This window comes from Streptomyces aurantiogriseus, assembly GCF_014649375.1.
Taxonomy (GTDB): Bacteria; Actinomycetota; Actinomycetes; order Streptomycetales; family Streptomycetaceae; genus Streptomyces; species Streptomyces aurantiogriseus.
On record NZ_BMSX01000018.1, the window covers coordinates 213,950 to 240,524 of the forward strand.

The following is a 26,575-nucleotide window of genomic DNA, read 5'->3' on the forward strand; positions in this document are numbered from 1 at the left end:
GAGGAGAACGGACATGCACCCCACCGTGGTGGAACGCGAGCTGGAGCTCCGGCTCGTCCTGTCGCCGGAACGCAGCATCCCGGTGCCGGCGCGGCTCGCCTACCGCAGCGACGACCCCTTCGCCGTGCACATCACCTTCCACATCAACTCCGAGCAGCCCGTCGACTGGACGTTCGCCCGCGAGCTGCTGGTGGAGGGGGTGTTCCGGCCGTGCGGGCACGGGGACGTGCGCGTGTGGCCGACGAAGGTGGACGGGCGCGGCGTCGTGCTGATCGCGCTGAGTTCACCCGCCGGTGACGCGCTGCTGGAGGCGCCCGCGGCCCAGGTGTCGGCCTGGCTGGAGCGGACGCTGCGGGCGGTGCCCCCGGGGACCGAGGCCGAGCGGCTCGGCCTCGACGACGTCCTGGCCGACCTGCTCACCCCGACCCCGGCGGACGACCTGTGGCTGCGCGACCCGTGGCTGTCGGACGAGTCCACGGACGGGGAGTGAGCCGTCACGGAGCATCAGAAGAGCTTGCCCGGGTTGAGGATGCCCAGCGGGTCGAAGACCTGCTTGACGGCCCGCTGCATCTCCACGCCCACCGGGCCGATCTCGCGCGCCAGCCACTCCTTCTTCAGCACGCCCACGCCGTGCTCGCCGGTGATGGTGCCGCCGAGTTCCAGGCCGAGGGCCATGATCTCGTCGAAGGACTCGCGGGCGCGGCGGCACTCGTCGGGGTCCTGGGCGTCGAAGCAGACGGTGGGGTGGGTGTTGCCGTCGCCCGCGTGGGCGACGACGCCGATGGTCAGCTGGTGCTTCTCGGCGATGCGCTCGACCCCGTCGAGCATCTCGCCGAGCCTCGAGCGGGGCACGCACACGTCGTCGATCATCGTCGTGCCCTTGACGGCCTCCAGAGCGACGAGCGAGGAGCGCCGCGCCTGGAGGAGCAGTTCGGACTCGGCCGCGTCGTCGGCCGGGACGACCCGGGTGGCGCCGGCCGCCTCGCACAGCGCGCCGACGGCGGCGAGGTCGGCGGCCGGGTCCGTGGTGTCGAACGCGGCGAGCAGAAGGGCCTCGGTGGTCTCGGGGAGGCCCATGTGAGTGAGGTCGTTGACGGCCTTCACCGTCGTACGGTCCATGAGTTCGAGGAGGGACGGCACGTGCCCGCCGGCCATGATGCCGCAGACCGCGTCGCAGGCGGCGGCGCCGGACGCGAACTCGGCGGCCAGCACGAGCTGCTGGGGCGGCTGGGGCTTCAGCGCCAGGACGGCCCGGACGATGATGCCGAGCGAGCCCTCGGAGCCGACGAACAGACGGGTCAGGTCGTACCCGGCGACGCCCTTGGCGGTGCGGCGGCCGGTGGTCATCAGGCGGCCGTCGGCGAGGACGACGTCGAGGCCGAGGACGTACTCGGCCGTCACCCCGTACTTCACGCAGCACAGGCCGCCGGAGGCGGTGCCGATGTTGCCGCCGATCGTGCACATCTCCCAGCTGGAGGGGTCGGGCGGGTAGTACAGGCCGTGCTCGCCGACCGCGCGGGAGAGCACCGCGTTGACGACCCCGGGCTCGACGACGGCGATGCGGTCGACCGGGCTGATCTCGAGGATCCGGTCCATCTTCGTCAGGGAGAGCACGACGCAGCCGTCGGAGGCGTTGGCGGCGCCCGACAGGCCGGTGCGGGCGCCCTGGGGGACCACCGGGACGCGCAGCTCGGTGGCGGTGCGCATGACGTGCTGGACCTGTTCGACCGTGCGCGGCAGCACGACCACGGCCGGGGTGCCGGCCGGGCAGAAGCTCGCCATGTCGTTGGCGTACGAGGCCGTGACGTCGGGGTCGGTGAGGACCGCCTCGGCGGGCAGGCCGTCGAGCAGGCGGTCCAGGAGGTTGCCGGTCTCCTCGTCGCGGGGCGCTTCGATACGGCTCATGATCACAGCGTCGCACCCGGGGCCATCGGTGTGAACCCCGTCTGCGGCACCCGGCGGATGCCGGGGCGCGGTCGTCGTACTGTCGCACAGTAAGCGCCATGGAGAGCGCTACGGAGACCACGGCCGCGGACGACCGGCCGCAGACGCCCGCCCCGAGCGAAGGGGCCCGCTCCCGGCTGCGCCGCCGGGTGCTCGTCGGTGTGCTGGGCGGATGCCTGGTGCTGGGCGGGGTCCTCCTGTTCCTGCCCGTCCTGCCCGGCGAACAGCCGGCGAGGAGGCCGGCGCCGCCCGGACCGGCCCCGGGGGCGCAGGCGCACGCCGCGGTCAGGACCGGGGTGGCGGCCGCACTGCCCGACCTGGTGTCGCTGATCGACGAGCGCGAGACCCATCTGCGCAAGCACCCCCGGGACGCCCAGTCCTGGGCGGTCCTCGGCGCGGCCTACGTCGAGCAGGGCCGGCGCACCGCCGACGCCGTCCGCTACCCCAGGGCCGAGCGGGCCCTGCGCACCTCGCTGGACGTGCGCCCCCGGGGCAACGCCGAGGCCCTCGACGGCCTGGCCGCCCTCGCCAACGCGCGCCGCGACTTCCCGGCGGCCCGCGACTGGGCCGAGGCCGCGCGCGAACTGGCGCCGAAGCGGTGGACGACGTATCCGCTGCTCATCGACGCCTACACCGGGCTCGGCGACTACAAGAAGGCCCGCGCCGCGCTGGACACGTTGATGAAGCTGCACTCGGGCCCGGCGGTGCTGGGGCGGGCGGCGGCCGTCTACTGGGAGCAGGGCTGGCGTGAGGACGCGGCGGCGGCGCTGTCGGACGCGGCGGCCGGGGCGTCCACGCCCGCCGAGGAGGCGGCCTGGCGGGAGCGGGCCGGGCAGCTCGCCTGGGAGCGCGGCGACCTGAGGACCGCCCTGCGCCACTTCCAGCAGGCGGTGCATCTCGACCCCGACCAGCGGGCCGCGCAGGCCGGGCGGGGGCGGACGCTGGCGGCCCTCGGGCGCAGCTCGGAGGCGCTGAGCGCGTACCAGGCCGCGCTCGCCGGCCAGCCCCTGCCGCAGTACGTGCTGGAGCTGGGCGAGCTGTACGAGTCGCTGAGGATGACCCAGAAGGCCCGTGTGCAGTACGACCTGCTGCGCGAGCGGGTGCGGCTCGACACGGCCGGCGGAGTCGACCAGGAGCTGCTGCTCGGCCAGTTCGAGGCCGACCACGGCGATCCGCAGACCGCGGTCCGGCGGCTGCGCGCCGAGTGGCGGCGGCAGCCGGGGATCGCGGTCGCGGACGCGCTGGGATGGGCGCTGCACCGGGCCGGCCAGGACAAGGAGGCGCTGAAGTTCGCCGCGATCGCCACCGACCGGGCGAAGGGCGGCGGGGTGCGCAGCGCGCCGTACTCCTACCACCTGGGCATGATCGAGTTCGGGCTGAAGCGGTACGGGCCGGCCCGGCGGCACCTTCAGGAGGCGCTGCGGATCAACCCGCACTTCTCCCCGCTGCACGTGCCCCGGGCCCGGGCGGCGCTGACGCAGCTGGGCGAGCCGGCGATGAAGGACGTGCCGTCCTAGAGGTTGCCGCGCTTGGCCTGCTCCCGCTCGATCGCTTCGAACAGGGCCTTGAAGTTGCCCTTGCCGAAGCCCATCGAGCCATGCCGTTCGATGAGTTCGAAGAAGACGGTCGGACGGTCCTGGACCGGCTTGGTGAAGATCTGCAGCAGATAGCCGTCCTCGTCGCGGTCGGCGAGGATCTTCAGCTCGCGCAGGGTCTCCACGGGCACGCGGGTGTCGCCGACCCACTCGCCGAGGGTGTCGTAGTAGGAGTCGGGCGTGGCGAGGAACTCGACGCCCGCCGCGCGCATCGTCCGTACCGTCTGCACGATGTCGTTCGTGTTCAGCGCGATGTGCTGCACGCCCGCGCCGCCGTAGAACTCCAGGTACTCGTCGATCTGGGACTTCTTCTTGGCGATGGCGGGCTCGTTGATCGGGAACTTGACCTTGAGCGTGCCGTCCGCGACGACCTTCGACATCAGGGCGCTGTACTCGGTGGCGATGTCGTCGCCCACGAACTCCTTCATGTTCGTGAAGCCCATGACCTTGTTGTAGAAGCCGACCCACTCGTTCATCCGGCCGAGTTCGACGTTGCCGACGCAGTGGTCGATGGCCTGGAAGGTGCGCTGGGCGGGCGGCTCCACGAGGGGCCTCGCGGGTACGAAGCCCGGCAGGTACGGGCCGTCGTAGCCGGAGCGGTCGACCAGCGTGTGGCGGGTCTCGCCGTACGTGGCGATCGCGGCCAGCACCACCGTGCCGTGCTCGTCCTTCAGCTCGTACGGCTCGGCGACCGAGCGGGCGCCGTGCTCGACGGCGTAGGCGTACGCGGCGCGCGCGTCCGGGACCTCGATGGCGAGGTCGATCACGCCGTCGCCGTGCTCGGCCACATGCTGGGCCAGGAAGTGTCCCCAGGTGGTGGCGGGCTTGATGACGGAGGTGAGGACGAAGCGGGCGGAGCCGTTCTCGAGGACGTAGGCGGCGGTCTCGCGGCTGCCGGTCTCCGGTCCGGAGTAGGCGACCAGCTTCATGCCGAAGGCGGTGGAGTAGTAGTGCGCCGCCTGCTTGGCGTTGCCCACGGCGAAGACGACCGCGTCCATTCCCTTGACCGGGAAGGGGTCGGCCTGCCGGGCGGTGTCGGGAGTGTGGTGTGTGGTCTGCGTCATAGCGGAAGCCTCGCTCCGCCCGGCAAGGTGCGCAACACTTCGCCTGAGCGCTGGGCAATCTGTTCAGCGCCACGGGGGCATCGACGGCCTTTCTGTACAGGGTGACCATCTCGGAGGCGGGCGTGGCGATCGATCATCTGGACGGGCGGATCATCGTGCTGCTGGCGCGGGAGCCGCGCATCGGCGTCCTGGAGATGTCCCGGCGGCTGGGGGTCGCGCGGGGGACGGTGCAGGCGCGGCTCGACCGGCTTCAGTCGAACGGAGTCATCCGCGGGTTCGGGCCGGAGGTGGATCCGGCGGCCCTCGGCTACCCGGTCACCGCGTTCGCCACGCTCCAGATCCGGCAGGGGCAAGGGGCCGACGTACGGGCGCACCTGGCGACCGTCCCGGAGGTGCTGGAGCTGCACACCACCACCGGCAGCGGGGACATGCTGTGCCGGCTGGTGGCCCGCTCCAACGCCGATCTCCAGCGGGTCATCGACCGGGTTGTCGGCTTTGACGGGATCGTCCGGGCCTCCACCGCGATCGTGATGGAGAACGCCGTTCCGCTGCGGATCATCCCGCTGGTGGAGCAGGCGGCGGAGAAGCAGGAAAGGGCGTAGAGCGAGAAGCCTCGCCACCACCGGGACCTCCACGATCCCCGCAGATGCCGACGGGTGCCGCCGCCGTCGCCGCCTACGCCTCCGGGCCCGGCCTCGGCAACGAGATCTTCCGCGGCATCGCCTCGCCGGACAGCGGGAACGCGCTCCACCAGGTCCTCGCGGGCACGCACGGGATCATCGTCCTGGCCCTGCTGTTCGACGCCGCGTACGTCGGGATGCGTGCAGCGAGGCGGTTTCGGCAGGCCGGCTTCAGCAGGCGGGTACGGAGCCCTTGCCCGTCTCCAGGGCGACCAGGGAGTCGACGGCGCCCTGGAGGGTGGTCACCGGGATCAGGCGCAGACCCTTGGGCAGCTCGGCCTTGGCCTCGGAGCACTCGTCCTTCGGTACGAGGAAGACGGTGGCGCCGTCCCGCCGGGCGGCCTGCGTCTTCAGAGCGACACCGCCGACGGCGCCGACCCTGCCCTGGGCGTCGATGGTCCCCGTCCCGGCGACGGTACGACCGCCCGTGAGGTCACCGCCGCTGCCGTCGCCGTCGAGCTTGTCGATGATCCCCAGCGAGAACAGCAGCCCGGCGCTGGGGCCGCCGACGTCGGCCAGCTTCAGCGTGACCTTGATGTTCTCGTCGTCCCGGTCGAGGTACGCCAGCGCGGCCTCGGTCGCGGCGTCCTGGGACTTCTTCATCTGCTCGGTGTTGTGCCGCTCGATCTCCTTGGTGCTCTCCCCGCTGGGGTACACCGAGTCCCGCGGCATGACCGCCTGGTCGGTCTTGAACCATCCGTCGATCACATCCCCCAGCGAGACATGCGCGTCCGGGCCGGTCGCCACGATGGTCGTCATCCGCAGCTGCCCGGTGGTGTCCCGGCTGGGCGCGCCGGAGATCGTGATGACGGGCGTCCCCTTGTACGCCCCGAGCACATCCGCCGTCGTCCCCGGGTACGCCACCGAGAACGGCAACGGCGCGAACACGGCGCTCGCGACCAGCCCGGCAAAGGGCAGAGCACAGACAGCGAGGACCTGGGGACGCGTGAGGCGAGAGAGCACGGGGTCAATCTAACGCGAGGGGTCGCCCCGGCCGACGGTGACCAGCACACGGCACGGGAGGCGGCGGGCGCGGCAAGAGGGCTCAGCCGCGCTGTCCGAGTCGTATGTCCTGCGATCGAAGAGGAAGGTGAAGGTCGCCTCGGGTACGAGACGGTCGGATACCAGGGCGGCACGGATGGGCGCGGCGGCATTCCGCAACGCCCCACCTTCACCGCTCAACCCGCACCGCTCGACACCCACCGCTCAACCCACGGCGCTCACCTCAGCGCCTCCGCAACCTCCCGTGCCGCGTCCACCACTCGCTGCCCCACCCTCTCCGGGACGGCGTCCGCCAGCATCACGACACCCACGCTGCCCTCGACCCCCGTCACCCCCAGCAGCGGAGCCGCAGCCCCGCTCGCCCCCGCCTCCAGCTCCCCGTGCGTCAGCGTGTACCCGGGGTCGTCCAACGACCGCTGCCGCGCAGCGAGAATCGCCTTGCCCGCGGCCCCCCGTTCCAGCGGATGCCGGAACCCGGCCCGGTACGCCACGTGGTAGTCCGTCCATGTCGGCTCCACCACGGCGACGGCCAACGCCTCGGCTCCGTCGACGAGCGTCAGATGCGCGGTCGCCCCTATGTCCTCGGCCAGCGACCGCAGCGCGGGCAACGCCGCCTCCCGCACCAGCGGATGCACTTGGCGGCCCAGCCTCAGCACTCCCAGGCCGACCCGGGCTCGCCCGCCCAGATCACGCCGTACGAGTGCGTGCTGCTCCAGCGTGGCGAGCAACCGGTACACGACGGTCCGGTTCACGCCCAGTTTGTGGGAAAGCTCGGTGACGGTCAGCCCGTGGTCGGTGTCGGCCAGCAGCTTGAGGACCCTCAGTCCTCGATCGAGCGTCTGGGAGGTCTCCGCGGTCACGACGCCCACTCCTTAAGTGGTGAGGTCGGCTGCCCCCTCGCGGCGGATGCGTCACCGAGTCCCGTCAGTGACGCGCTTCAGAGGCCGCCGATCGACAGATGGGCCCGGCGTGTCCGGGCCCAGTCGCTTCACGGCTGCGCTCCGCGGCGGCGCTGCCACGGGGCGTGTGCGTAGCGGGACAGTAGCGAAGCAGGTTCGCTGAGCGGAAGGCTCCGTCCAGAATCCGGTCACTGGCCGGTATGGACTACCTGTCTTTTGCGTCGATATGTACGGCGCGTGAACAGACCGACCACGAGGACACGCGCCCCTGCCGGGAGACCGGAGCCGGCGAACGCCCGGCAAAGAGCCCGTCACCGCAACGCAGACCCCGTCACCGCAACGCAGACCCCGTCACTTCATCCGGGTCGCCCACTCCTGCACCTTGGCGATCCGCTGCCGCAGCTGCCCCGCCGTCGCCTCCGCGCTCGGCGGCCCCCCGCACACCCGCCGCAGCTCGGTGTGGATCACCCCGTGCGGCTTGCCGCTCTGGTGAACGTACGCGCCGACCATCGTGTTGAGCTGCCGGCGCAGCTCCATCAGCTCCTTGTGCGAGACCACCGGCCGCCGCTCGGCGGGCAGCTCCAGCAGATCGGCTTCCGTGTCCGGCTTCTTCTTGCTGTGCGCGATCTGCTTGGCCTGTCGCTTCTGCAGCAGGAGCTGGACCTGCTCGGGCTCCAGCAGGCCGGGGATGCCGAGGTAGTCCTGCTCCTCCTCGCTCCCGGGGTGGGCCTGCATGCCGAACTCGGCCCCGTTGTACATGACCCGGTCGAAGACGGCGTCGGACTCCAGCGCCTCGAAGGGCAGCATGTCCTGCTCACCGGTGTCCTCGTCCTGCTCCCGGTTCGCCTCCTCCATCTCCTTCTCGGACTCGGCGTACGGGTCCTCCTCGCCCCCGTCCTTCTTGGGCTTGTCGAGGACGTGGTCCCGCTCGCGCTCCATCTCGTTGGCGAAGCCGAGCAGGTCGGGCACGGTGGGGAGAAAGACGGACGCGGTCTCGCCGCGCCGCCGGGACCGTACGAAACGTCCGACGGCCTGCGCGAAGAACAACGGCGTCGAGATCGTCGTCGCGTACACCCCGACCGCGAGCCGCGGTACGTCGACGCCCTCCGACACCATCCGCACCGCGACCATCCACCGGTCGGTGTTGTTGCTGAACTCGTCGATCCGGTTGGACGCGCCGGCGTCGTCGGAGAGGACGAGGGTCGCCTTGGTCCCGGTGATCTCCCGGATCAGCTTGGCGTACGCGCGCGCGGAGTCCTGGTCGGAGGCGATGACGAGGGCGCCCGCGTCCGGGATCGACTTCCTGACCTCCGTCAGCCGCTGGTCGGCGGCGCGCAGCACGCTCGGCATCCACTCGCCGCGCGGATCCAGGGCCGTACGCCACGCCTGGCTGATCGCGTCCTTCGTCATCGGCTCGCCGAGCCGCGCGGCGATCTCGTCGCCGGCCTTGGTCCGCCAGCGCATGTTGCCGCTGTAGGAGAGGAAGATGACGGGCCGGACGACGTGGTCGGCCAGCGCGTTCCCGTACCCGTACGTGTAGTCCGCGGCCGACCGCCGGATCCCGTCGTTCCCCTCCTCGTACGTCACGAACGGGATGGGGTTGGTGTCGGACCGGAAGGGCGTACCGGTGAGCGCGAGCCGCCGCGTGGCCGGCTCGAACGCCTCCAGGCAGGCCTCACCCCACGACTTGGAGTCACCGGCATGGTGGATCTCGTCGAGGATGACGAGCGTCTTGCGCTGCTCGCTGCGGTTGCGGTGCAGCATCGGCCGCACGCCGACGCCCGCGTACGTCACGGCGACACCGTGGTAGTCCTTGCTGAGCGGGCCCGCGCTGTACTCGGGGTCCAGCCGGATCCCTATGCGCGCGGCCGCCTCCGCCCACTGCTTCTTCAGGTGCTCGGTGGGCGCGACCACGGTCACCTGCTGCACGACGTGGTGGTGCAGCAGCCAGGAGGCGAGCGTCAGCGCGAAGGTCGTCTTGCCGGCGCCGGGGGTGGCGACGGCGAGGAAGTCGCGCGGCTGCTCCTGGATGTACTTCTCCATCGCCCCCTGCTGCCAGGCACGCAGCTTGCTGGCGGTACCCCAGGGGGCGCGGCCGGGGAAGGCGGGAGAGAGGTGGTGTGAGGACGAGGCGGCGGTGGTAGTCACGGTCTCCGTACGGGGGTCGAATCAAAGGGGCCGCGCAGAGCGCGTCAGGTAGGGCGGTGGTGGATGACGGGCGGGCGGCTCGGCTGCTTCGGCTACGTATGACAACCGGGCCACCCTACCGGCGGCCCGGACCCGTCAACGCGCGAACGGGGCCGGGTCACGGCCGGGTGGGACCCACGTCACAGGGAAAGCGCGGACACCGACTCAGCGCGCGAAGCGCGGCAGCTGCGACGCGATCTTGGGCACGTCCAGGGCGCCCTGACAGACGTCCAACACGAATCTCTCGGCCTCGTCCACATCGAAGTCGGGGTCCAGCGGGTGTCCGTTCAGGTGCAGGAAGACCCAGGTCGCGTACCAGGCGATGCGCTTGTTGCCGTCGACGAGCGCGTGATTGCGCGCCAGGGACTCCATCAGCGCCGCGGCCTTCTGCCATACGTCCGGATAGGCGTCCTGGCCGAACACGCTCGACCGGGGGCGCGCCAGCGCCGAGTCCAGCAGGCCGTAGTCGCGCACCTCGTCCGCCCCGAGTCGCTGCGCGAGGTTCAGCAGCTCAGGGAGCGTCAGGTAATACATCAGGCCAGCCTGCGGTTCAGCTCCGCACTGGCCTTCAGCACGTGTTCCGCGGCCTCGTTGAACAACCGCGAGTGCTCGTTGATGGCCCCCATCACGGCATCGTGCGCGAATGCCTGCATGCTGCGCCCCTCGGCCGCCGCACGCTCACGCAGGGCGTCGAGTTCCTCGTCCGTGAAACGCAGGTTCAGTCCAGCCATGGTTCGACGGTACTACGTGGTACCACTCGGTGTCACCTGGCTACTGACCTCAGCCTCGTCGTCACCCAAGCCCCCACCAACGCGACTCCCGCCATCGGCAGGAACACCACGGCGAAGGCGGCCGGGTGCGAACCGGAGGCTCCGGTGGCCGTATGGGTCACGCTCCCCCCGCCCAGGGCGGCGAAGGCGGCACCTCCCGCGGCCAGCAGCAGGGCGTTGGAGAGTCCGTCGGAGATCTGGAGGGCGGCGGAGTTGGTGCCGGCCTCCTCGGGAGCGGAGAGCTGCAGCAGGAGCACGCTGGTGGAGGAGATGACCAGGCCCATCCCGAAGCAGCCGAAGCCCCAGGCGACGGCCACCGTCCAGGCGGGCACCGCGTCGATCAGCACACTCGGCACGGCGGCGATGGCGGCCGCCACGAGCACCATCCCGACGGTCATCAGCCGCTCCCGGTACGGCTCCACCCGCGGCCGGGACTGCACCCACGAACCCAGCGCCCAGGTCGCCCCGCTGGCCGCGAGCGAGAACCCGGCGAGGGTCGGGCTGAGGCCGCGCTGGGTGACCAGCATCAGCGGCACGAAGGACTCGGCGGCGATGAAGGAACCGGCGGCGACACCGCGCAACAGCACGACCGACGGCAGCCCACGGGCCGCCCGGTAGGTGCCGCGGGGCAGGAGTCCGAGAACGGCCGGCACGAGCAGCGCGACGCCCGCGGCGGCGGGGAGGAGGGAGAGGGGCCGCAGATCCTGGGCGGCGTACTGCAGGAGCCCGGCGCCCAGGGAGATCCCGAGGGCGAGGCGGATACGGCGCCGGTCGAAGGAGGCACCCGCGGCCCCGTCGTCGACCGGTCCCCCGGCCCGCCGCCGTATCTGCGGCAGCGCGAGGGCCAGCGGGAACACGACGAGGACGGGTATCCCGACGAACACCCACCGCCATCCCAGATGCTCGGTCACCGCCCCGGAGGCAAGCGGCCCCACGACGGACGGCACGACCCAGCTCGCCGCGAAGGCCGCCATGATCGCCGGCCGCAACCGCTCCGGATACGCCCGCCCGACCACGACATACAGCGCGACGATCACCAGCCCGCCCCCGAGCCCCTGCACGGCCCTCCCGAGGATGAACAGCCACATGACCCCGGCGGTCCCGGAGAGCAGAAGTCCTGCGACAAAGGTGGCGATACCGCTGGTCAACGCCCCGAGCGGACCCCGCCGGTCCGACCACTGTCCCGCCAGCACCATCCCTAACAGACTGGTCGTGAAGTACCCCGAGAACGCGAAGGCGTACAAGGACACCCCGTCCAGCTCCCGCGCCGCCACCGGCATCGCCGTCCCCACCGCGGTCGCCTCGAAGGCGACCAACAACACGACGGAGACGATCCCGACACTCAGCGCCCGGTACGACCGGCCGAGCACGGTCTCGTCGGAGGACGGCGGACGGGACTTGCCGGATGCGTCGGCGACACCGGTGTCGCGAGGTTCGAGGACGGCCATGCCCGCCAGAGTAAGGCGCACAACTGACATTGACCCCTGTCCGGAGACGGGCCCGCCCCTGGTCCCTTGGTCGTAAGCCAACCGCCCGACCACCCCCCGGCCACCCCCCGTTCATGAACGGCGTATGGCAGTCCCATTGCAGGCCGGCCGCTTCCCTTGGATCCCCTTCCTCCCTCGCCATACGGTCGTTCCACGCAGTTCGGAAGGGCGCAGCCCCACGGAACTGATGAACGGCCGTGTGCCCGAGTGGTTTAGGGACTCGCCTGCAAAGCGAGTTACGTGGGTTCGATTCCCGCCACGGCCTCCACAAAGAAGAACCGAACGGCCGTGTGCCCGAGTGGCTTGGGGACTCGCCTGCGCTGCATCCATCAGCGAGCTCCGCTCGCGGGGAGTTACGCGGGTTCGATTCCCGCCACGGCCTCCACAGTCCGTCTCGCGGCCGGCCACTGGCGGGTGGTCGGCCGGACGGTCACCACCGGTGGTGGATCTACGGGCGGATCAGTTCGTCGTAGACCTCTTGGACGGCCTGGTGCGTGGCCTGGTCCAGCGGTGACAGTGCGGCGGTGGCGGCGTTCGTGTGGGCCTGGTCGGCGTTGCGGGCGCCGGGGATGACGACGGTCACCGCCTGCTGGTCGATGATCCAGCGCAGGGCGAACTGAGCCAGTGTCGCGTCTTCCGGGACCAGTGGACGCAGCCGTTCCACCGCCTCGAGGCCGGTCGTGTAGTCCACGCCCGAGAAGGTCTCGCCGACGTCGAAGGACTCGCCGCGCCGGTTGTAGGTGCGGTGGTCGTCCGCGCCGAAGACGGTGGCGGACGGGTACCGGCCCGAGAGCAGACCGCTGGCCAGGGGTACGCGCGCGATGATGCCGACCCCTGCCTCCGCCGCGGCCGGCAGGACCTGCTCCAGCGGCTTGAGGCGGAAGGCGTTCAGGACCAGCTGGACGGTGGCGAGGTGCGGGCGGCGGATGGCGGCCAGCGCCTGCTCGCAGGTGCGGACGCTGACTCCGTACGCCGCGATGGCCTCGTCCTCGACCAGCGCGTCGAGGGCGTCGAACACCTCGTCGCTCGCGTACACCGCGTCCGGCGGGCAGTGCAGTTGCACGAGGTCGAGCCGGTCGACACCGAGGTTGCGACGCGAGCGGTCGGTCCAGGCGCGGAAGTTGGCGGCGTTGTAGTTCTCCGGCACCTGGGCCATGCGGCGGCCCATCTTCGTCGCCACGGTCGGTGCCGCCGTGCCCGTCCGCGCGAGCGACCGCAGGAGGGTGCCGATGATCTGCTCGCTTCGTCCGTCCCCGTACTCGTCGGCGGTGTCGATGAAGTTCACGCCCGCCTCGAGTGCCGCGTGCAGCGTGGCGAGGGCGTCCGCCTCGTCCACCTGGCCCCAGTCCCCGCCGAGTTGCCAGGCCCCGAGCCCGATCACCCCGACCTGCCTGCCCGTACGCCCCAGTGTCCTGTTCTCCATGATCGCGACTCTAGGAGGAGGGCGGGAGGGGCGCCGCCGTTTCGCTATGCGTAGAGACCGCCGCCCGCCTCGTCCTCGAACACCCCCGGCCAGTACCGCCACCCGTCGTCGGTGGGCGTCCTCCGGGTCGGGTCGCAGGCGACGGGGTCGAGGGCGGCCAGGGTGCGGGTCATCGTGGCCGCCAGTTGGTCGTAGGCCTCGGTGAGTTCGTGGACCGCGTCGAGGGACTGCTCGCGGTGGATGAGCCAGAGGGTGAACGCCAGGGTGGAGATGTCGGCGTTCAGCGGGCGGAGTCCGGCCTCGGTCTCGCTCCAGTGCAGGACCGCGCCGGTGGTGCCGTCGACCACGATGCTCGTGTCCTCCAGGAGGTGGCCCAGACGGATCAAGTGGTCGGCGCCCTCGGGGAGTTCGGCGTCCGGGCTGTCCGCCCAGTGCTCGGCGAGGGTGGGGAGGGGCACGTCCGTGTCGAGGGAGAACCAGACGCACTCCTCCGGCAGCCCCGTCTCCCGCAGGAAACGGCGGGTCGGCTCGTGCGTGAGCGCGGCCGGGAAGTCGACCTCCTCGAAGCGGACGATCGCTCCGGCGTCGAACTCCTCGTCCAGCAGGCGGGGCGGCAGGTCCAGGGCCAGACCGGAGCGGGTGCCGGGGCCCGCCACCAGCGCCAGGGGGCGGATCACCGCGGCCAGCCGCCAGAACGGCGGAACCTCGCCGTCCGCGCCCGCCTCGTACAGCGCCAGCAGTTGTCCCGACGCCTCCGCCACCGCCTCGGGCCCGCAGCGCCCGGCGTAGGCCGCGAACTGGCCCCGGAGGGCCGCCAGTTCGTCGGCGGCGGTGGCGAACCGCACGAGCTTCTCCAGGGAGGGCGCGAGCGGGCGGCGGTCCATCAGGTCGGGACGGTCGTGGAGGAAGTACGTCGTCGTGATCTCGCCGGTGGCACCGTCGAGCAGCACCGACTCCGTCTGCGGGCCGGCGGCGCCGAGCAGTCCGCCGATGACCAGTTGGTCGCGCAGCTCGGCCGCCAGGCAGCCCTCGGCGTCCCCCGTCGAGTCAGCGACCGTGCGCAGACCGTGCGTGCGCAGCGCCTCGAACGTCAGCAGGCCGCCGGTGCCCGGCAGTCCGGGGCCGGTCAGCCAGCGGCGCGTCGGCGCGTGGGTGACGTACGGATCCAGCTGGTCCTCGGTGAAGGTGATCACCGCCGTGTCGGCGGCGGTCCCGGTCGTGCCCATCGGTTCCCCCGTGCGTGAAGTTCGCCGTCCCACTGCTCCGCACCCTACGCGGCCCCACTGACAACGGCCCTCACCTGGGAAGACGTCAGGCCACCCGGGCGCGTTCCCGTTTCTCCGGAATCGCCTCGACCGTCTCCCCCACCGTCAGCTCCGTGGTGGCCGGCCACAGTCCGATGCGCGGGGTGCGGGTGGGCAGTTCCGCGTCCAGGTCGCGACCGTCCAGGCGGTGCCGTGGCCCGTCTTCTCCCTGCGCGCCTCGCGGGCCGTCACCGCCGCGGCGCCCGGTGCCAGGACGACGACGTACAGCGGGCGGGTGCGGACCGTCTCCGCGTACGCCGTCAGGGGCGCGCCCAGGACCACGTCCTGCACGACCGCCGTGCAGCCCGCGCGCGTACGCGTCCGCCGTCGCCGCCGACAGCCGGTACCGCAGCCAAAGTCGGGCCTCCGCCTCGCCGCCGGGACGGGAGCCGGGGGCGTACTCCTCGCGGCCCGACACGATCATCCGGCGGAAGACGTCGCCACGCACGTGTGCCGCACGCGGGAGCTTCTCCGCCAGGGCCTGTGCGACCGTCGACCTGCCGGACGCCATCACGCCGGTGACGAGCACGACCCCGTTCACGCCAGGAGGACGCCGCCCACCACGACGACGACCGCCGCCAGCACGAACAGCAGGATCCACAGCAGCAACTTGCCCACGCCCGGCGGGGGTTCGTAGCGCTGCGGATCCGGCTCGGTCACTGGCCCGTCACCACCGCCGCCTGCGGCCTTATCGGCAGCCGGTTCACCGGGCGGCCCGTCGCGGCCCGTACGGCGGAGGCGATGGCCGCCGGGGAGGTCACGACCGGGACCGCGCTGACCGCCTTCGCGCCGAAGGGGGCGACCACGTCCCGCTCCTCGACCAGCTTGACGATCCGGATGTCGGGGGCGTCCAGGGCCGTCGGGAGCGCGTACCCCGTGAGGTCCGGGTGGCGGATCAGGCCGCGCGGGGTGCGGAGGTTCTCGGTGAGCGCGATGCCGACGCCCTGGGTGACGCCCGCCTCGATGCGGGCGGCCAGCTGCGCCGGGTTGAGCACACGGCCCACGTCCTGGGCGACCGCCAGCTCCACGACCCGGACCGAGCCCAGCTCGATGTCGACGTCGACGACCGCGCGGATCGCGCAGAAGGCCAGGCCCACGAAGGCGTCACCCTGGCCGGCGCCGTCCAGCGGCTCGGTCGGATGCGGGCGGCACTGGGCCGTCGCCCACAGCTCCTTGCCGTGCAGCTCCTCGGTGACGGTGGTCGACAGGACGCCGTCGTACGAGGTGATCTTGCCGTCGGTGATCTGGAGCAGTTCGGTGGACATGCCGAACTTGTGTGCCAGGGGCTGGAGCAGCTGTGTGCGGACCATCTTCGCCGCGCGTTCCACCGCGCCGCCCGAGACCCAGGTGTGGCGGCCGCGGCAGCTCGCGCCGGCCGGGGGCTGGTCGGTGTCGACGGGTGCGACGTGCACCTCGTCGATGCCGAGGGTCTCCTGGACGATCTGGCGGGCCAGCGTGGTGAAGCCCTGGCCGGTCTCCACCGCCGCGCACAGCACCGTGGCGACGCCGTCCTGGACCTTGACCGTGGCCGTGGAGACCTCGTCGGCGCCCTCCGCGCCGAGCATGTGCACCATGCCCAGGCCGTAGCCCACGCCCCGGCGCACCGCGCCCGGCTCGCCCGCGCCCTCGGGGCCGCCGGGCAGCAGCCAGTCCCCCTCCGGGGTGTCCTTGGGGAGGGGCGGGAGCGGGAACTCCTGGACGGCCTGGAGGAGTTCGGCGACCGGCGCGGGGCAGGTCACCGTCTGGCCGGTCGGGAGGACGTCACCGGTCGCCATGACGTTGCGCAGCCGCAGTTCCGCCGGGTCGAGGCCCAGCTTCTTCGCCAGCTTGTCCATCTGCGCCTCGTAGGCGGCACAGACCTGCATCGCGCCCTCGCCGCGCACATGGCCGGAGGGCGGGTTGTTGGTGCGGACGGCCCAGCCCTCGATGAAGGCGTTCGGGACGACGTAGGGACCGCAGGCGAAGGAGACGGCGGCGGCCAGGGCCTCGGCGGAGGTGTCGGCGTAGGCGCCCGCGTCCAGCAGGATCTGCGCCTCGACCTTGACGAGCCGGCCCTCGGCGTCCGCGTGGTGGCGGTACCGGAGCAGGGTGGGGTGGCGGTGGGCGTGGCCGAGGAAGGACTCCTCGCGGGTCGCCGTCAGCTTCACCGGGCAGCCGGTCTTCAGCGCCAGCAGGCCGAGCGGGAGCTGGAAGCCCTGGTCCTCGCGGTCGGCGGTGGCGCCGGGCACACCGGTGACGACGATCTTCACCCGATCGGGTTCCAGGCCGTAGCAGGCGGCGGCCGTGTCGCGGTCGGTGTGCGGGTCGGTGGAGGCCAGGTACAGCTCCACGCCGCCGTCGGGGCGGGGCACCGCGAGGCCGGCCTCGGCGCCGATCGGGGCCGGGTCCGCCCGGCCGATGCGGTACTGGCCCTCGACGACGATCTCGCCGGACGCGGCCGGGTCGCCGTGGTGCAGCGGGATGTGCCGGATCAGGTTGCCGTCGGGGTGCAGCGGCTCGGCCTCGAAGGCCTGCTCGGGGTCGATCACGGGGTCGAGTACCTCGTACTCGACGATGACGGCCGCGGCGGCCATCCGCGCGGTGTCCGGGTGGTCGGCGGCGACGGCCGCGATGGGCTCGCCGTGGTGGCGGACGACGTCGGAGGCGAACACCGGACGGTCGGCCTTGCCGCGTCCGTGCAGCGGGCTGCCGGGCACGTCCTCGTGGGTGACGACGGCCCGTACGCCGGGCATCTCGCGCGCGTGGGAGGTGTCGATGGAGACGATGCGCGCGTGCGCGTGCGGGGAGCGCAGCACGGCCGCCCACAGCAGGCCCTCGGCCCACAGGTCGGCCGCGTACGGGAAGGTGCCCTCGGTCTTGGCGCGGGCGTCGGCGGGCGGCAGGGAGGCGCCGAGGCCGTGCGGGAGCGGCTCGGGGGCCGGGGCGGCCTCCGCGGGGCTCGTCGCGGTGGCTGCTTCGTTGCTCACGCCTGGCCTCCGTCCTGGCCGTACGCCGGGTCGTGCGGATGCGGCTGGTTCGGGTTCTCGAACGCCGACGGGTGGACCCCGCCCGCGCCCGGGCCCGCCTGGTGAGGGATACGGGCCCCGTCGCCGTCCGTCTCGGAATCCGCCGCGGCGTGCGCCTCGCGTTCGGCGACGACGTCCTGGACGGCCTGCAGAACGCCCCGGTAGCCGGAGCAGCGGCACAGGTTGCCGCACAACGCCTGACGGGTCTCCAGCTCGGTGGGCGCCGGGTTGCCCTCGAGCAGGTCGTGCACGGTCATCGCCATGCCGGGCACGCAGAAACCGCACTGCACGGCGCCGCACTGGGCGAGCGCCCGCTGCACGTCCGAGGGCTGCCCGTCGACGGCGAGGCCCTCGACGGTACGGACCTCGCTGCCGGCGGTGGTGACGGCCGGCACCAGGCAGGAGGCGACGAGCCGCCCGTCCACCTGCACGTTGCAGGCCCCGCACTCGCCCTGCGAGCAGCCGTCCTTGGCGCCCGCGAGCCCGAGCCGCTCCCGCAGGACGTAGAGCAGCGACTCGCCGATCCAGGCGTCGGTGACGGGGCGGTCGGAGCCGTTGACGCGCAGCACGTAGGAGGCGAGGGGGTGTTCGTCGTGGCGGGGAGAGGCCTCGGGAGCGTCCTCGCCGTCCACGCGCGTGGACGGCCCCGTGACCTCGGCGGCGGGTTCGGCGTCCGCCTGCTCCTCGGGGGCCTCGGCCGGGTCGGGTCCGGCGGCGGGCTCAGCGGGCGCCTGGACGGCCTCTGCGGCCTCGTGGGCACTCTCGGTGTCCCCGGGAACCTCACCCGCCTCAGGAGCGGGCTGAGAGGCCTCCACGGCGTCCGGCTCGAGCGACGCCGGGGAGCCGTACGACTGCTCCGGCGCCGTGTGCTCCGCGGCCCGTCCGAACGCGGGGGCCGTCGGCGCGGGTTGCCCCGGCTCCGGTGCGCCCTCGGGGGCCTGCCCGCCGGCGAGGGCGGAACCCTCGGACGGCTGTCCGGCCCCGGCCGGCTCCTGCGCCCACGGCTGCCCCTGCGGGCCCGCCTCCTGCGCCGGTCCGGTCGCCCAGGGCGCGGGCGCGCCCCCCGGCAGGGTCGCCGGGGGTGTACGGCCCCACTGCTCGACCAGGGACGACGTGGTGAACTCGCCCGATTCGTCGGGAAGGTCACCGCCGGCGACCGGGATCGACCACTGGCCGGTCACGTCGTGACCGGGGGCGGGCGCGGACTCCGGAGAGGCGGCCGCGGCGGTCTCGTCGAAGGTCCACTGTCCGGTCGATCCGGGGTTGTACGTGAACCGGTCGTCGCCGACCGTCCCTCCCGTCGCGGGGGCGGGCCACTCGGTGCCGCCGGCCGGGGCCGCCCACGCGCCCGTGCCGGTCGCGGCGGGGTCGGTCCCCTCGTGCGCCACCGTTATCTGCGGCGGCACATAGCCGTGCCCGGGTGCCGCGAGCGGGCTGTCGCCGCGGGCGGCCAGGAGGGCGTCGATGCCGCCCTCGGGCAGCTTCACGAAGGCGGTCGCGCCGTCGTCGTAGTCGCCCTGAGGCAGCGGATCCCAGCGGCCGCCACCCGGCGGCGTGCCCTGTCCCTGCTGGTCGTCGGTCACGACAGCGCCCTCCCCAGTGCTCGTCGGGCCAGCGCGGCGACGGTGCGCCGCAGGTGCAGTACGGCGGGCGGAAGCGGTTGCACGGAGCCGTCCTCGGCGGGGACCGGGTCGGGGATGCAGGCGGCGGCGACGTACTCCCCGAAGGCGTTGAGGGCCTCGGGGACGATCGCGCGGTTGTTGTCCCAGTCGATGAGCCGGGCGACCCACTGCTCGGCCTCCAGGGGCCGCAGCGGCATCGGCGCTATGGCGCCGACGGCGCACCTGACTCCGCGCCGGGCGGGGTCCAGGACGAGGGCGACGGACGCGACGGCCCGCCCGGGGCCGGTGCGACCGGTCGCCTTCAGGAAGACCTGCGGGGCGTGCAGCAGCGGCACGCGCACGTACCCGATGAGCTCGCCGCCGCGCAGCATCTCCATGCCGGCCAGCAGGTGCGACACCGGGATCTCCCGGCGGGCTCCGCCCGGGCCCGCGACGATCAGGGTCGCCTCCAGCGCGGCCAGCACGGGCAGCGCGTCACCCGTGGGGGACGCCGAGGCGATGTTGCCGCCCAGGGTGCCCGCGTTGCGGATGTGCGGCGGGCCCGCGGCGCGCGCGGCGGCCGCGAGCGCCGGGATGAGGGCGGCGAAGTCGGGGCGGCCCATGCGCGCGTGCGTGAGCCCGGCGCCGAGCAGCGCGTGGCCGTCCTGGTACTGCCAGCCGCGGATCTCGCTGATCCGGCCGAGGCCGACCAGCGCGGCGGGCCGCAGCTGCCCGGAGTTGACGGCGGCCATCAGGTCGGTGCCGCCGGCCACGGGCACGGCGGCGGGCACGGCCGCCAAGGCCGCCACGGCCTCGTCCAGCGTCGTAGGCAGCGTGACGGCCTGCGCCGCCTGCGGTGCGTGCGTGGTCAAAACCGGCTGCCCCTTCCCGCTGCCCCACCTGGTCCCACCTGTGTTGCCGTACGGTACGTGCTGACAGGGCGGACGTGGCAACTCTGGCACATCTTCGCAAGACCCGGACGCGGGGGTCCGCTAGGAGGCATTCACCCACCTCACCATGGAGATGGCCCGTTTTCGCACGCCATCACCGGTGTGCTCGAATTGCCACTCTTCGGTGACCCTGTCGGGGTTTTTCCGTGACGCGCGGGACGGCCCGCCGACGGCTACCGGTTCGGGGGCGGACCGTCGATCGGGCGCCCGAGGACACCGGGCCGCTTCTGCCACGGCCTGGGCCCGCCGGGTGGCCGGTAGGCGACGCCCAGGGCGTCAAGTCGCGCGTAGTGGTCGCCCATCCGCCGCTCGAAGTCCGCGAAGTCCCGCTCCGCCGGGGCGGGCAGCCGGCTCCAGGCGACCTCGGCGAAGGCGGCGAGCCGGGGGAAGGCCTGGTAGTCCACGCGCGCGTGGTCCTCCATCACCTCGGTCCACACGTTGGCCTGCGTGCCCAGCACATGGGCGGCTTCCTCGGGCGTCAACTCCGGTGGAACGGGCTCGAAGCGGTAGACGTCCTCCAGGGTGCGCACGTACCCGATCGGCACGGGCTCGTCCGCGCCGCCGTCCTGCCGGTGGTCCAGATACACCTGCTGCTCGGGGCACATGACCACGTCGTGTCCCGCGCGCGCGGCGGCGACTCCGCCCGCGTAACCCCGCCAGGACGACACGGCCGCCCCCTCGGCCAGACCGCCCTCCAGGATCTCGTCCCAGCCGATGAGCCGACGCCCGCGCGCGGAGAGCCACTTGTCGAAGTGCCCGATGAACCACGCCTGCAGTTCGTCCTCGTCCGCGAGCCCGAGTTCCTTGATCCGGGCCTGCGCGGTCGGCGACCGCCGCCACTGCTCCTTGGGACATTCGTCACCCCCGACATGAACGAACGCCGAGAACGCGGCGGCGTCCGCGGGGAAGAGATCCAGGACTTCCTCGAACACCCCCTCGTAGAACCGCAGGGTGTTGTCGGTGGGGGCGAGTACGTTGGGATTGATCCCCCAGGTGTCCCAGACGGAGAGGGCGGTGGTGTCGATGACGTCGGTGTTGCCGAGTTCCGGATACGCGGCGACGGCCGCCTGCGAGTGGCCCGGTACGTCGATTTCGGGGACGACGGTGATATGCCGCTCGGCGGCGTACGCGACGATCTCCCGGATGTCGTCCTGGGTGTAGAAGCCCCCGTGCGGCCTCTCGTCCCACAACGGCGAGGCGCGGTGGCCGAATTTCGTACGGGAGCGCCAGGAGCCGATCTCGGTGAGCCTCGGGTACTTCTTGATCTCGACGCGCCAGCCCTGGTCGTCGGTCAAGTGGAAGTGGAGGACGTTCAGTTTGTGCGCGGCCATCAGATCCAGGTAGCGCAGGACGCCTTCCTTCGGCATGAAGTGCCGGGCGACGTCGAGGAGGAGGCCGCGCCAGCGGAAGCGGGGGGCGTCCTCGATCGTGACGTGCGGCACCGCCCAGGCGCGGTCACGGCTGAGCGGGGCCCTGCGGTACGCGTCGGGGCCCAGGAGCTGACGCAGCGTCTGGGCGCCCCGGAAGACACCGGCCGCGCTGCCGCCCTCGATCAGGACGCCGCTCCAGTCGCTGACGAGGCGGTACTCCTCGGGGCCGAGCTCGGAGTCGAGCTGGAGCCCGATGTCGTCGCCCTCGGTGTCGTCGAGCTCCCGCCCCTCGCGCAGCGGCAGGCCGGTGGCCTGCCGGAGGACGGTACGCAGCCAGTGACCGACGCCCTCCGTCGCGGTGCCGGCACAGAGCTGGGAGCGCGCCGTCAGCCGCACCTCGCCGGAACCGGCGACAACGCTGCGGGGCTTCGGAATCAGTTCAGTCACGTCAGTCCTTCACCGCTCCACCCAGCCCGGAGACCAGCCGTCGCTGTACGAGTACGAAGAAGATCAGCACCGGAATCGTCATCACCGTGGCCCCCGCCATCACCCCGCCCCAGTCCGGATCGTCCGGCTTGTAGAACACCAGCAGGGCCATCGGCAGCGTCGACTGCGAAGTGTCACTGATGATGAACGACTTGGCGAACAGGAAGTCGTTCCAGGCGGAGATGAAGGAAAACAAGGCGGCCTCCTCCAGGGCCTCCGGGACGCCTTTCACGAAGCCCCTCAGCATCCAGATCGCGAACGGCAGCGAGAAGGCGATGTGGGGCAGGATCAGCGCCCCCAGGGTGTTCAACTGGCCGAAGTCCCGCATGAGGAAGAACAGGGGATCGTCAGCGCTTCCACGGGCACCATCTGGGCCACCAGGAACATGATCAGCAGGGTGGTCCGGAAGCGGAAGCGGAATCGCGTGACGGCGGTCGCGGCGAGAAACGCGATCACCGCCGAGGCGATCACCAGCGTGCCCGCGACGACAAGGCTGTTGAGGAAGTAGCGGCCGAATTCCTGCTGTTCGAACACGCGCCGGAAGGAATCCAGCGAGGGCGAGAGCGTCCATGGCCGCGGCTCGCTCGACTCGATCTCCCCGGCCGGTTCGAAGGCGCCGAGCACCATCCAGTACAGCGGGAAGGCGACGACGGCTCAGGACGGTCAGCAGCGCGGCGATGCGGACGGACAGCTTCATGGAGCGTTCCTCCGATGTGTTGCAACATGCGCAATGACGGTTTCGCTGTGCACAACACTCGGGAGGCTAGGGACTCCATGAACACCGCCACAAGAGGTCTCAACCACTCTGTGACCGGCGAAGGCACTCCGTGCAACGCGGACGCGGCGACAAGACGACGCGAAGGCCTTCAGGGCGCACTTTGGTGCGCCCTGAAGGCCTTCGCGTCGTCGGTCGGTCGGAGCCGAACCGCGTCAGACGGTCACTTGTCGCCCTTGCCCTGGTCGTCCCCTCCGGAGCCCATGGAGTCGTAGATCTCCTTGCACATCGGGCACACGGGGTACTTCTTCGGGTCGCGGCCGGGCACCCACACCTTGCCGCACAGCGCCACGACGGGGGTCCCGTCGAGGGCGCTCGCCATGATCTTGTCCTTCTGGACATAGTGCGCGAAGCGCTCGTGGTCACCGTCACCGTGCGACACCTGCGGCGTCGGCTCTACGAGGGTTCCCGTACCGGTGCCGCGCTCGGGCTCAAGAGTGCTCATAGCGCCAAGGGTAATCAACCGCCGGGAACTATGGATCCCCGGCTTGCACAACGGGCATCACTGGCGGTGATGCTGCGTTTGCGTCCAACCCCACCCCGCCAACGCGGTCGTGGGGCAGGGACCGTCGATGAGGCCCCGCATCGCCACAACTCCCACGCACGAGCGCGGATGTTGCGGGAGCCGTTCCGGTCCGCGTGATCAACGAATCCGCAAGACCGGCACGCGAACCAGGCCTGCGAGACCCGGTTCGCTCTGTCGATGTGCCCGCATTCGGCGCAGGTCCGCGAGGTGTACGCCGCATCGACGTACACCACCGGCACCCCCGCCCGGCGGGCCTTGTACGCGATGAACGACCCCAGCTGGGCAAACGACCAACTGGAGTGGGTGGCCCGTTGGGGCTTTGCAAGCCGTACCCGCTCGCGGATGCCCGTCAGGTCTTCCAGGGCGATCCCACGACCAGTGCGTTCCGCCTCGGCCACCACATGCTTCGCGATCTTGTGGTTGATGTCCCGCGCCCGCCGCGTCTCCTTGCGCCGCCGTTTCTTCAGCCGACGCTTGGCGGACGGGGTGTTCTTCTTCTTCAGTTTGGTACGGAGTTCCCGCTCCCGGTTGCGGATACGACTGAGCTCGCGCCCGGCCATGATCTCGCCGTCGGAGGTGGTCGCGATATTGACGACGCCCAGGTCGACACCGAGGAAGTCCACCGGACCCGTGTTCGGCGGCGCCTCTGGCACTTCGCAGGTCGCCAGCAGGAACCACATGCCGTCCCGGCAGACAAGGTCGGATTCGCCCTTGCGATACAACGCCAGCGTGGCCAGCTGCTCGGCCGACGCGGCGAACGCCACGCCCTTCAGGCGGCCGCACACGGTCCAGACCGACACCCGGCCCTCGGTGATCTGCCAGGACAGCATCCGGTCGTCATACGGCTGCGCCCCCTCCGGACGGAAGGCGATGGGCTTCTCGGTGGCCTTTCTGTACCGCTTGGAGCCGGGCTGCCCAAGGTTCCCAGCCTCAAGGTTCGCCTTCAGTGTGGCGTACGCGTCACACGTCTTCTTGATCACATGCTGAGCCGCCTGCGCGCCTAGGGCCCATCGCGCCTTCACCTCGCCGTAGACGAGCTTGCGCAGAGGGAAGTTCTTCTTCACCTTCTCGTCGAAGGCGACTCTGCTTACCCAGGTCGCTGCTTCGTTGCAGGCAGACAGGGTCGCCGCGAGCGCTGCCGCCTGCTCCGACGTCGGCAAGAGCCTGACCTGCACGACCACCTTCATGGCTGCGACGGTATGCCCCAGGACCGAGCGTCGAATTCGAACCCCCTTACAGACACTCGAAAGAGTGATCTACGGTGCGTGTGCCCTCGGCGCTCGTCAGTTGAGCGAAGGGTCGTCCGGGTAGGTGGCCACCATCGCCAGCTCGTTGCGCTGGCGGCGCAGCACTTCCCGCCAGAGTCTCTCCGGGGCCGGCGAGGAGACGTCGCCCGGCTCGGACTCGACGACGTACCAGGCGCCGTCCACCAGCTCGTCCTCCAGCTGGCCGGGGCCCCAGCCGGCGTACCCGGCGAAGATTCTCAGGGAGCCCAGCGCCGAGGCGAGGAGCTCCGGCGGGGCCTCCAGGTCGACGAGGCCGATCGCGCCGTGCACCCGCCGCCAGCCCAGCGGGGCGCCGTCGATCGCGGAGCCGCCGGGGATCACGGCGACGCCCAGCGCCGAGTCGAGGGACACCGGGCCGCCCTGGAAGACGACTCCGGGTTCACCGGTGAGGTCCGCCCAGCCCTCCAGGATGTCGCCCACGCCCACCGGCGTCGGGCGGTTGAGGACGACACCGAGCGAGCCCTCCTCGTCGTGGTCGAGAAGGAGCACCACCGCACGGTCGAAGTTCGGGTCCGCCAGGGCGGGGGTTGCCACGAGCAGCCGCCCTGTGAGCGAGGACACCTCGGTCATGCCAGACATGATCCCGCATCTTCCCGCCGCATGGGGAGCCAATGCGGCGGGGAGGGTGAGGCGCAGCCATGAAGAGGGAGAAGCGGCCCGTCAGGGCCTCGTCCGAGGGTGGTGGGGGGAGACGGGAGGGCGCACCGGTGCGTCCCCCGCGCACGACGGCCCTCCGTGACCGCATGTGCCCGCCGCGGAACCGTTCGTGTTGTGACACAGCTATGACGTCCCTGGGCGGTACTTGGGCTTACAGCAGGGGGGCACACGGCGATTACTCTGTCTCCTCTGGCCCCTGCCCAAACTCCATGGAACGCGAGATACATGACCGTCAACGACGATGTCCTGCTTGTCCACGGCGGAACCCCGCTGGAGGGCGAGATCCGTGTCCGCGGTGCGAAGAACCTCGTACCCAAGGCCATGGTCGCCGCCCTGCTGGGCAGCGAGCCGAGTCGGCTGCGCAACGTTCCGGACATCCGTGACGTGCGGGTCGTACGCGGCCTGCTGCAACTGCACGGGGTGACGGTCCGTCCGGGCGAGGAGCCGGGCGAGCTGGTGATGGACCCGACGTACGTCGAGAGCGCGAACGTCGCCGACATCGACGCGCACGCCGGCTCCAGCCGTATCCCGATCCTCTTCTGCGGTCCGCTGCTGCACCGCCTCGGGCACGCCTTCATCCCGGGCCTGGGCGGCTGTGACATCGGCGGCCGGCCCATCGACTTCCACTTCGACGTGCTGCGCCAGTTCGGCGCGAAGATCGAGAAGCGGGCGGACGGCCAGTACCTGGAGGCCCCGCAGCGGCTGCGCGGCACAAAGATCCGGCTGCCGTACCCGTCCGTCGGCGCGACCGAGCAGGTGCTGCTGACGGCCGTCCTCGCCGACGGCGTGACGGAACTCTCGAACGCGGCCGTGGAGCCGGAGATCGAGGACCTGATCTGCGTCCTGCAGAAAATGGGCGCCATCATCGCGATGGACACCGACCGCACCATCCGCATCACCGGTGTGGACAAGCTCGGCGGCTACGACCACCGCGCCCTCCCGGACCGCCTGGAGGCCGCCTCCTGGGCGTCCGCCGCGCTGGCGACCGAGGGCAACATATACGTCCGCGGCGCCCAGCAGCGCTCGATGATGACGTTCCTGAACACCTACCGCAAGGTCGGCGGCGCCTTCCGCATCGACGACGAGGGCATCCGCTTCTGGCACCCCGGCGGCCAGTTGAAGTCCATCGCCCTGGAGACGGACGTCCACCCCGGCTTCCAGACCGACTGGCAGCAGCCGCTGGTCGTGGCCCTGACGCAGGCCACGGGCCTGTCCATCATCCACGAGACGGTCTACGAGTCCCGCCTCGGCTTCACCTCCGCCCTGAACCAGATGGGCGCCCACATCCAGCTCTACCGCGAGTGCCTGGGCGGCTCCGACTGCCGCTTCGGACAGCGCAACTTCCTGCACTCCGCGGTCGTGTCGGGCCCCACGAAGCTCCAGGGCGCCGACCTGGTCATCCCTGACCTCCGCGGCGGCTTCTCGTACCTGATCGCCGCCCTCGCGGCCCAGGGCACGTCCCGCGTCCACGGCATCGACCTCATCAACCGCGGCTACGAGAACTTCATGGAGAAGCTCGTGGAACTGGGCGCGAAGGTCGAGCTGCCCGGCAAGGCGCTCGGAT

Annotated in this window: 22 protein-coding genes, 2 tRNA genes and 3 pseudogenes; 7 read left to right on the forward strand and 20 right to left on the reverse strand. The window is 71.7% G+C overall.

The annotated features are described in order from the left end of the window. The first annotated feature begins 13 nt into the window (after positions 1-13). Positions 14-490 (forward strand): SsgA family sporulation/cell division regulator, encoded by a 477-nt coding sequence (locus IE263_RS33145; RefSeq protein ID WP_189941543.1) that lies wholly within the window; start codon positions 14-16, stop codon positions 488-490. A gap of 14 nt (positions 491-504) precedes the next feature. On the opposite strand, the gene IE263_RS33150 is transcribed toward IE263_RS33145, so the two are convergent. After that, positions 505-1,911, reverse strand: coding sequence for an FAD-binding oxidoreductase (locus IE263_RS33150; protein ID WP_189941544.1), 1,407 nt, complete (start codon positions 1,909-1,911; stop codon positions 505-507). Between the two features lie 92 nt (positions 1,912-2,003). On the opposite strand from IE263_RS33150, the gene IE263_RS33155 reads away from it, so the two are divergent. Further along, positions 2,004-3,461, forward strand: coding sequence for a tetratricopeptide repeat protein (locus IE263_RS33155; RefSeq protein WP_189941545.1), 1,458 nt, complete (start codon positions 2,004-2,006; stop codon positions 3,459-3,461). Here the strand turns inward: IE263_RS33155 and hppD are convergent. After that, positions 3,458-4,603, reverse strand: a complete 1,146-nt coding sequence (gene hppD / locus IE263_RS33160; RefSeq protein ID WP_189941546.1) for a 4-hydroxyphenylpyruvate dioxygenase — start codon at positions 4,601-4,603, stop codon at positions 3,458-3,460. The genes IE263_RS33155 and hppD overlap by 4 nt on opposite strands. Positions 4,604-4,725: 122 nt before the next feature. Between hppD and IE263_RS33165 the strand changes: the two genes are divergently transcribed. After that, entirely contained in the window at positions 4,726-5,205 is a 480-nt protein-coding gene (locus IE263_RS33165) for an Lrp/AsnC family transcriptional regulator (RefSeq protein WP_189941594.1), read from the forward strand. A 35-nt stretch (positions 5,206-5,240) separates the two neighbouring features. Further along, positions 5,241-5,417: pseudogene (locus tag IE263_RS33170) on the forward strand (ABC transporter permease); the annotation flags it as partial. Between the two features lie 37 nt (positions 5,418-5,454). Here IE263_RS33170 and IE263_RS33175 read toward each other — a convergent pair. From IE263_RS33175 to IE263_RS33200, 6 genes are all read right to left on the reverse strand, one after another. Further along, positions 5,455-6,246 (reverse strand): S16 family serine protease, encoded by a 792-nt coding sequence (locus tag IE263_RS33175; RefSeq protein ID WP_189941547.1) that lies wholly within the window; start codon positions 6,244-6,246, stop codon positions 5,455-5,457. 257 nt (positions 6,247-6,503) lie between these two features. Beyond that, positions 6,504-7,145, reverse strand: a complete 642-nt coding sequence (locus tag IE263_RS33180) for an IclR family transcriptional regulator (protein ID WP_189941548.1) — start codon at positions 7,143-7,145, stop codon at positions 6,504-6,506. 390 nt (positions 7,146-7,535) lie between these two features. Further along, complete coding sequence (locus IE263_RS33185; RefSeq protein ID WP_189941549.1) at positions 7,536-9,332, reverse strand: DEAD/DEAH box helicase; 1,797 nt, start codon at positions 9,330-9,332, stop codon at positions 7,536-7,538. A gap of 204 nt (positions 9,333-9,536) precedes the next feature. Beyond that, complete coding sequence (locus IE263_RS33190; RefSeq protein WP_189941550.1) at positions 9,537-9,905, reverse strand: type II toxin-antitoxin system death-on-curing family toxin; 369 nt, start codon at positions 9,903-9,905, stop codon at positions 9,537-9,539. Further along, positions 9,905-10,102 carry a hypothetical protein gene (locus IE263_RS33195; RefSeq protein WP_189941552.1) on the reverse strand — a complete coding sequence of 66 codons (198 nt, stop codon included), beginning with the start codon at positions 10,100-10,102 and terminating at the stop codon, positions 9,905-9,907. The genes IE263_RS33190 and IE263_RS33195 overlap by 1 nt, the downstream gene beginning before the upstream one ends. A gap of 32 nt (positions 10,103-10,134) precedes the next feature. Further along, the gene (locus IE263_RS33200; protein WP_189941554.1) at positions 10,135-11,589 is read right to left on the reverse strand and encodes an MFS transporter; all 1,455 of its coding nucleotides are present in this window, start codon (positions 11,587-11,589) and stop codon (positions 10,135-10,137) included. 232 nt (positions 11,590-11,821) lie between these two features. On the opposite strand from IE263_RS33200, the gene IE263_RS33205 reads away from it, so the two are divergent. Then, positions 11,822-11,896: transfer RNA gene (locus IE263_RS33205), tRNA-Cys, on the forward strand. Between the two features lie 16 nt (positions 11,897-11,912). After that, positions 11,913-12,013, forward strand: a tRNA-OTHER gene (locus IE263_RS33210). 63 nt (positions 12,014-12,076) lie between these two features. On the opposite strand, the gene IE263_RS33215 is transcribed toward IE263_RS33210, so the two are convergent. From IE263_RS33215 to IE263_RS33265, 12 genes and pseudogenes are all read right to left on the reverse strand, one after another. Then, entirely contained in the window at positions 12,077-13,051 is a 975-nt protein-coding gene (locus IE263_RS33215; RefSeq protein WP_189941556.1) for an aldo/keto reductase, read from the reverse strand. Between the two features lie 44 nt (positions 13,052-13,095). Continuing rightward, a complete protein-coding gene (locus IE263_RS33220) occupies positions 13,096-14,277 on the reverse strand; it encodes an SUKH-4 family immunity protein (protein WP_189941558.1) in 1,182 nt (393 codons plus the stop codon). An 85-nt stretch (positions 14,278-14,362) separates the two neighbouring features. Continuing rightward, positions 14,363-14,866: pseudogene (locus tag IE263_RS33225) on the reverse strand (nucleoside/nucleotide kinase family protein). 26 nt (positions 14,867-14,892) lie between these two features. Then, positions 14,893-15,015: a hypothetical protein gene (locus IE263_RS49590; protein ID WP_268256081.1), complete on the reverse strand. Its 123-nt coding sequence runs from the start codon at positions 15,013-15,015 to the stop codon at positions 14,893-14,895. After that, a complete protein-coding gene (locus IE263_RS33230; RefSeq protein ID WP_189941560.1) occupies positions 15,012-17,321 on the reverse strand; it encodes a xanthine dehydrogenase family protein molybdopterin-binding subunit in 2,310 nt (769 codons plus the stop codon). Before IE263_RS33230 ends, IE263_RS49590 begins: the two co-directional genes overlap by 4 nt. Next, a complete protein-coding gene (locus IE263_RS33235) occupies positions 17,318-18,943 on the reverse strand; it encodes a (2Fe-2S)-binding protein (RefSeq protein ID WP_189941561.1) in 1,626 nt (541 codons plus the stop codon). Before IE263_RS33235 ends, IE263_RS33230 begins: the two co-directional genes overlap by 4 nt. Beyond that, entirely contained in the window at positions 18,940-19,833 is an 894-nt protein-coding gene (locus tag IE263_RS33240; protein ID WP_189941563.1) for an FAD binding domain-containing protein, read from the reverse strand. Before IE263_RS33240 ends, IE263_RS33235 begins: the two co-directional genes overlap by 4 nt. Positions 19,834-20,084: 251 nt before the next feature. Then, positions 20,085-21,728, reverse strand: a complete 1,644-nt coding sequence (locus IE263_RS33245; RefSeq protein ID WP_189941565.1) for a beta-N-acetylhexosaminidase — start codon at positions 21,726-21,728, stop codon at positions 20,085-20,087. Position 21,729: 1 nt separating this feature from the next. After that, positions 21,730-22,421, reverse strand: a pseudogene (locus IE263_RS33250) (carbohydrate ABC transporter permease); the annotation flags it as partial. 284 nt (positions 22,422-22,705) lie between these two features. Further along, positions 22,706-22,987, reverse strand: coding sequence for a DUF3039 domain-containing protein (locus tag IE263_RS33255; RefSeq protein WP_189941567.1), 282 nt, complete (start codon positions 22,985-22,987; stop codon positions 22,706-22,708). Between the two features lie 14 nt (positions 22,988-23,001). Further along, positions 23,002-24,255 carry an RNA-guided endonuclease InsQ/TnpB family protein gene (locus tag IE263_RS33260; RefSeq protein WP_189941568.1) on the reverse strand — a complete coding sequence of 418 codons (1,254 nt, stop codon included), beginning with the start codon at positions 24,253-24,255 and terminating at the stop codon, positions 23,002-23,004. Between the two features lie 96 nt (positions 24,256-24,351). Next, entirely contained in the window at positions 24,352-24,924 is a 573-nt protein-coding gene (locus IE263_RS33265; RefSeq protein WP_189941569.1) for a YqgE/AlgH family protein, read from the reverse strand. 312 nt (positions 24,925-25,236) lie between these two features. On the opposite strand from IE263_RS33265, the gene murA reads away from it, so the two are divergent. After that, positions 25,237-26,575 (forward strand): UDP-N-acetylglucosamine 1-carboxyvinyltransferase (gene murA, locus IE263_RS33270; RefSeq protein ID WP_189941570.1); only part of this gene is annotated, 1,339 nt, incomplete at its 3' end.

Bases quoted from the DNA above. Each gene is read 5' to 3' on its own strand.
- IE263_RS33155 (WP_189941545.1), top strand. From the start codon at position 2,004: ATGGAGAGCGCTACGGAGACCACGGCCGCGGACGACCGGCCGCAGACG.
- IE263_RS33200 (WP_189941554.1), bottom strand. From the start codon at position 11,589: ATGGCCGTCCTCGAACCTCGCGACACCGGTGTCGCCGACGCATCCGGC.
- IE263_RS33190 (WP_189941550.1), bottom strand. From the start codon at position 9,905: ATGTATTACCTGACGCTCCCTGAGCTGCTGAACCTCGCGCAGCGACTC.
- IE263_RS33260 (WP_189941568.1), bottom strand. From the start codon at position 24,255: ATGAAGGTGGTCGTGCAGGTCAGGCTCTTGCCGACGTCGGAGCAGGCG.
- hppD (WP_189941546.1), bottom strand. From the start codon at position 4,603: ATGACGCAGACCACACACCACACTCCCGACACCGCCCGGCAGGCCGAC.
- IE263_RS33220 (WP_189941558.1), bottom strand. From the start codon at position 14,277: ATGGGCACGACCGGGACCGCCGCCGACACGGCGGTGATCACCTTCACC.
- IE263_RS33195 (WP_189941552.1), bottom strand. From the start codon at position 10,102: ATGGCTGGACTGAACCTGCGTTTCACGGACGAGGAACTCGACGCCCTG.
- IE263_RS33145 (WP_189941543.1), top strand. From the start codon at position 14: ATGCACCCCACCGTGGTGGAACGCGAGCTGGAGCTCCGGCTCGTCCTG.
- IE263_RS33265 (WP_189941569.1), bottom strand. From the start codon at position 24,924: ATGACCGAGGTGTCCTCGCTCACAGGGCGGCTGCTCGTGGCAACCCCC.
- IE263_RS33215 (WP_189941556.1), bottom strand. From the start codon at position 13,051: ATGGAGAACAGGACACTGGGGCGTACGGGCAGGCAGGTCGGGGTGATC.
- IE263_RS33255 (WP_189941567.1), bottom strand. From the start codon at position 22,987: ATGAGCACTCTTGAGCCCGAGCGCGGCACCGGTACGGGAACCCTCGTA.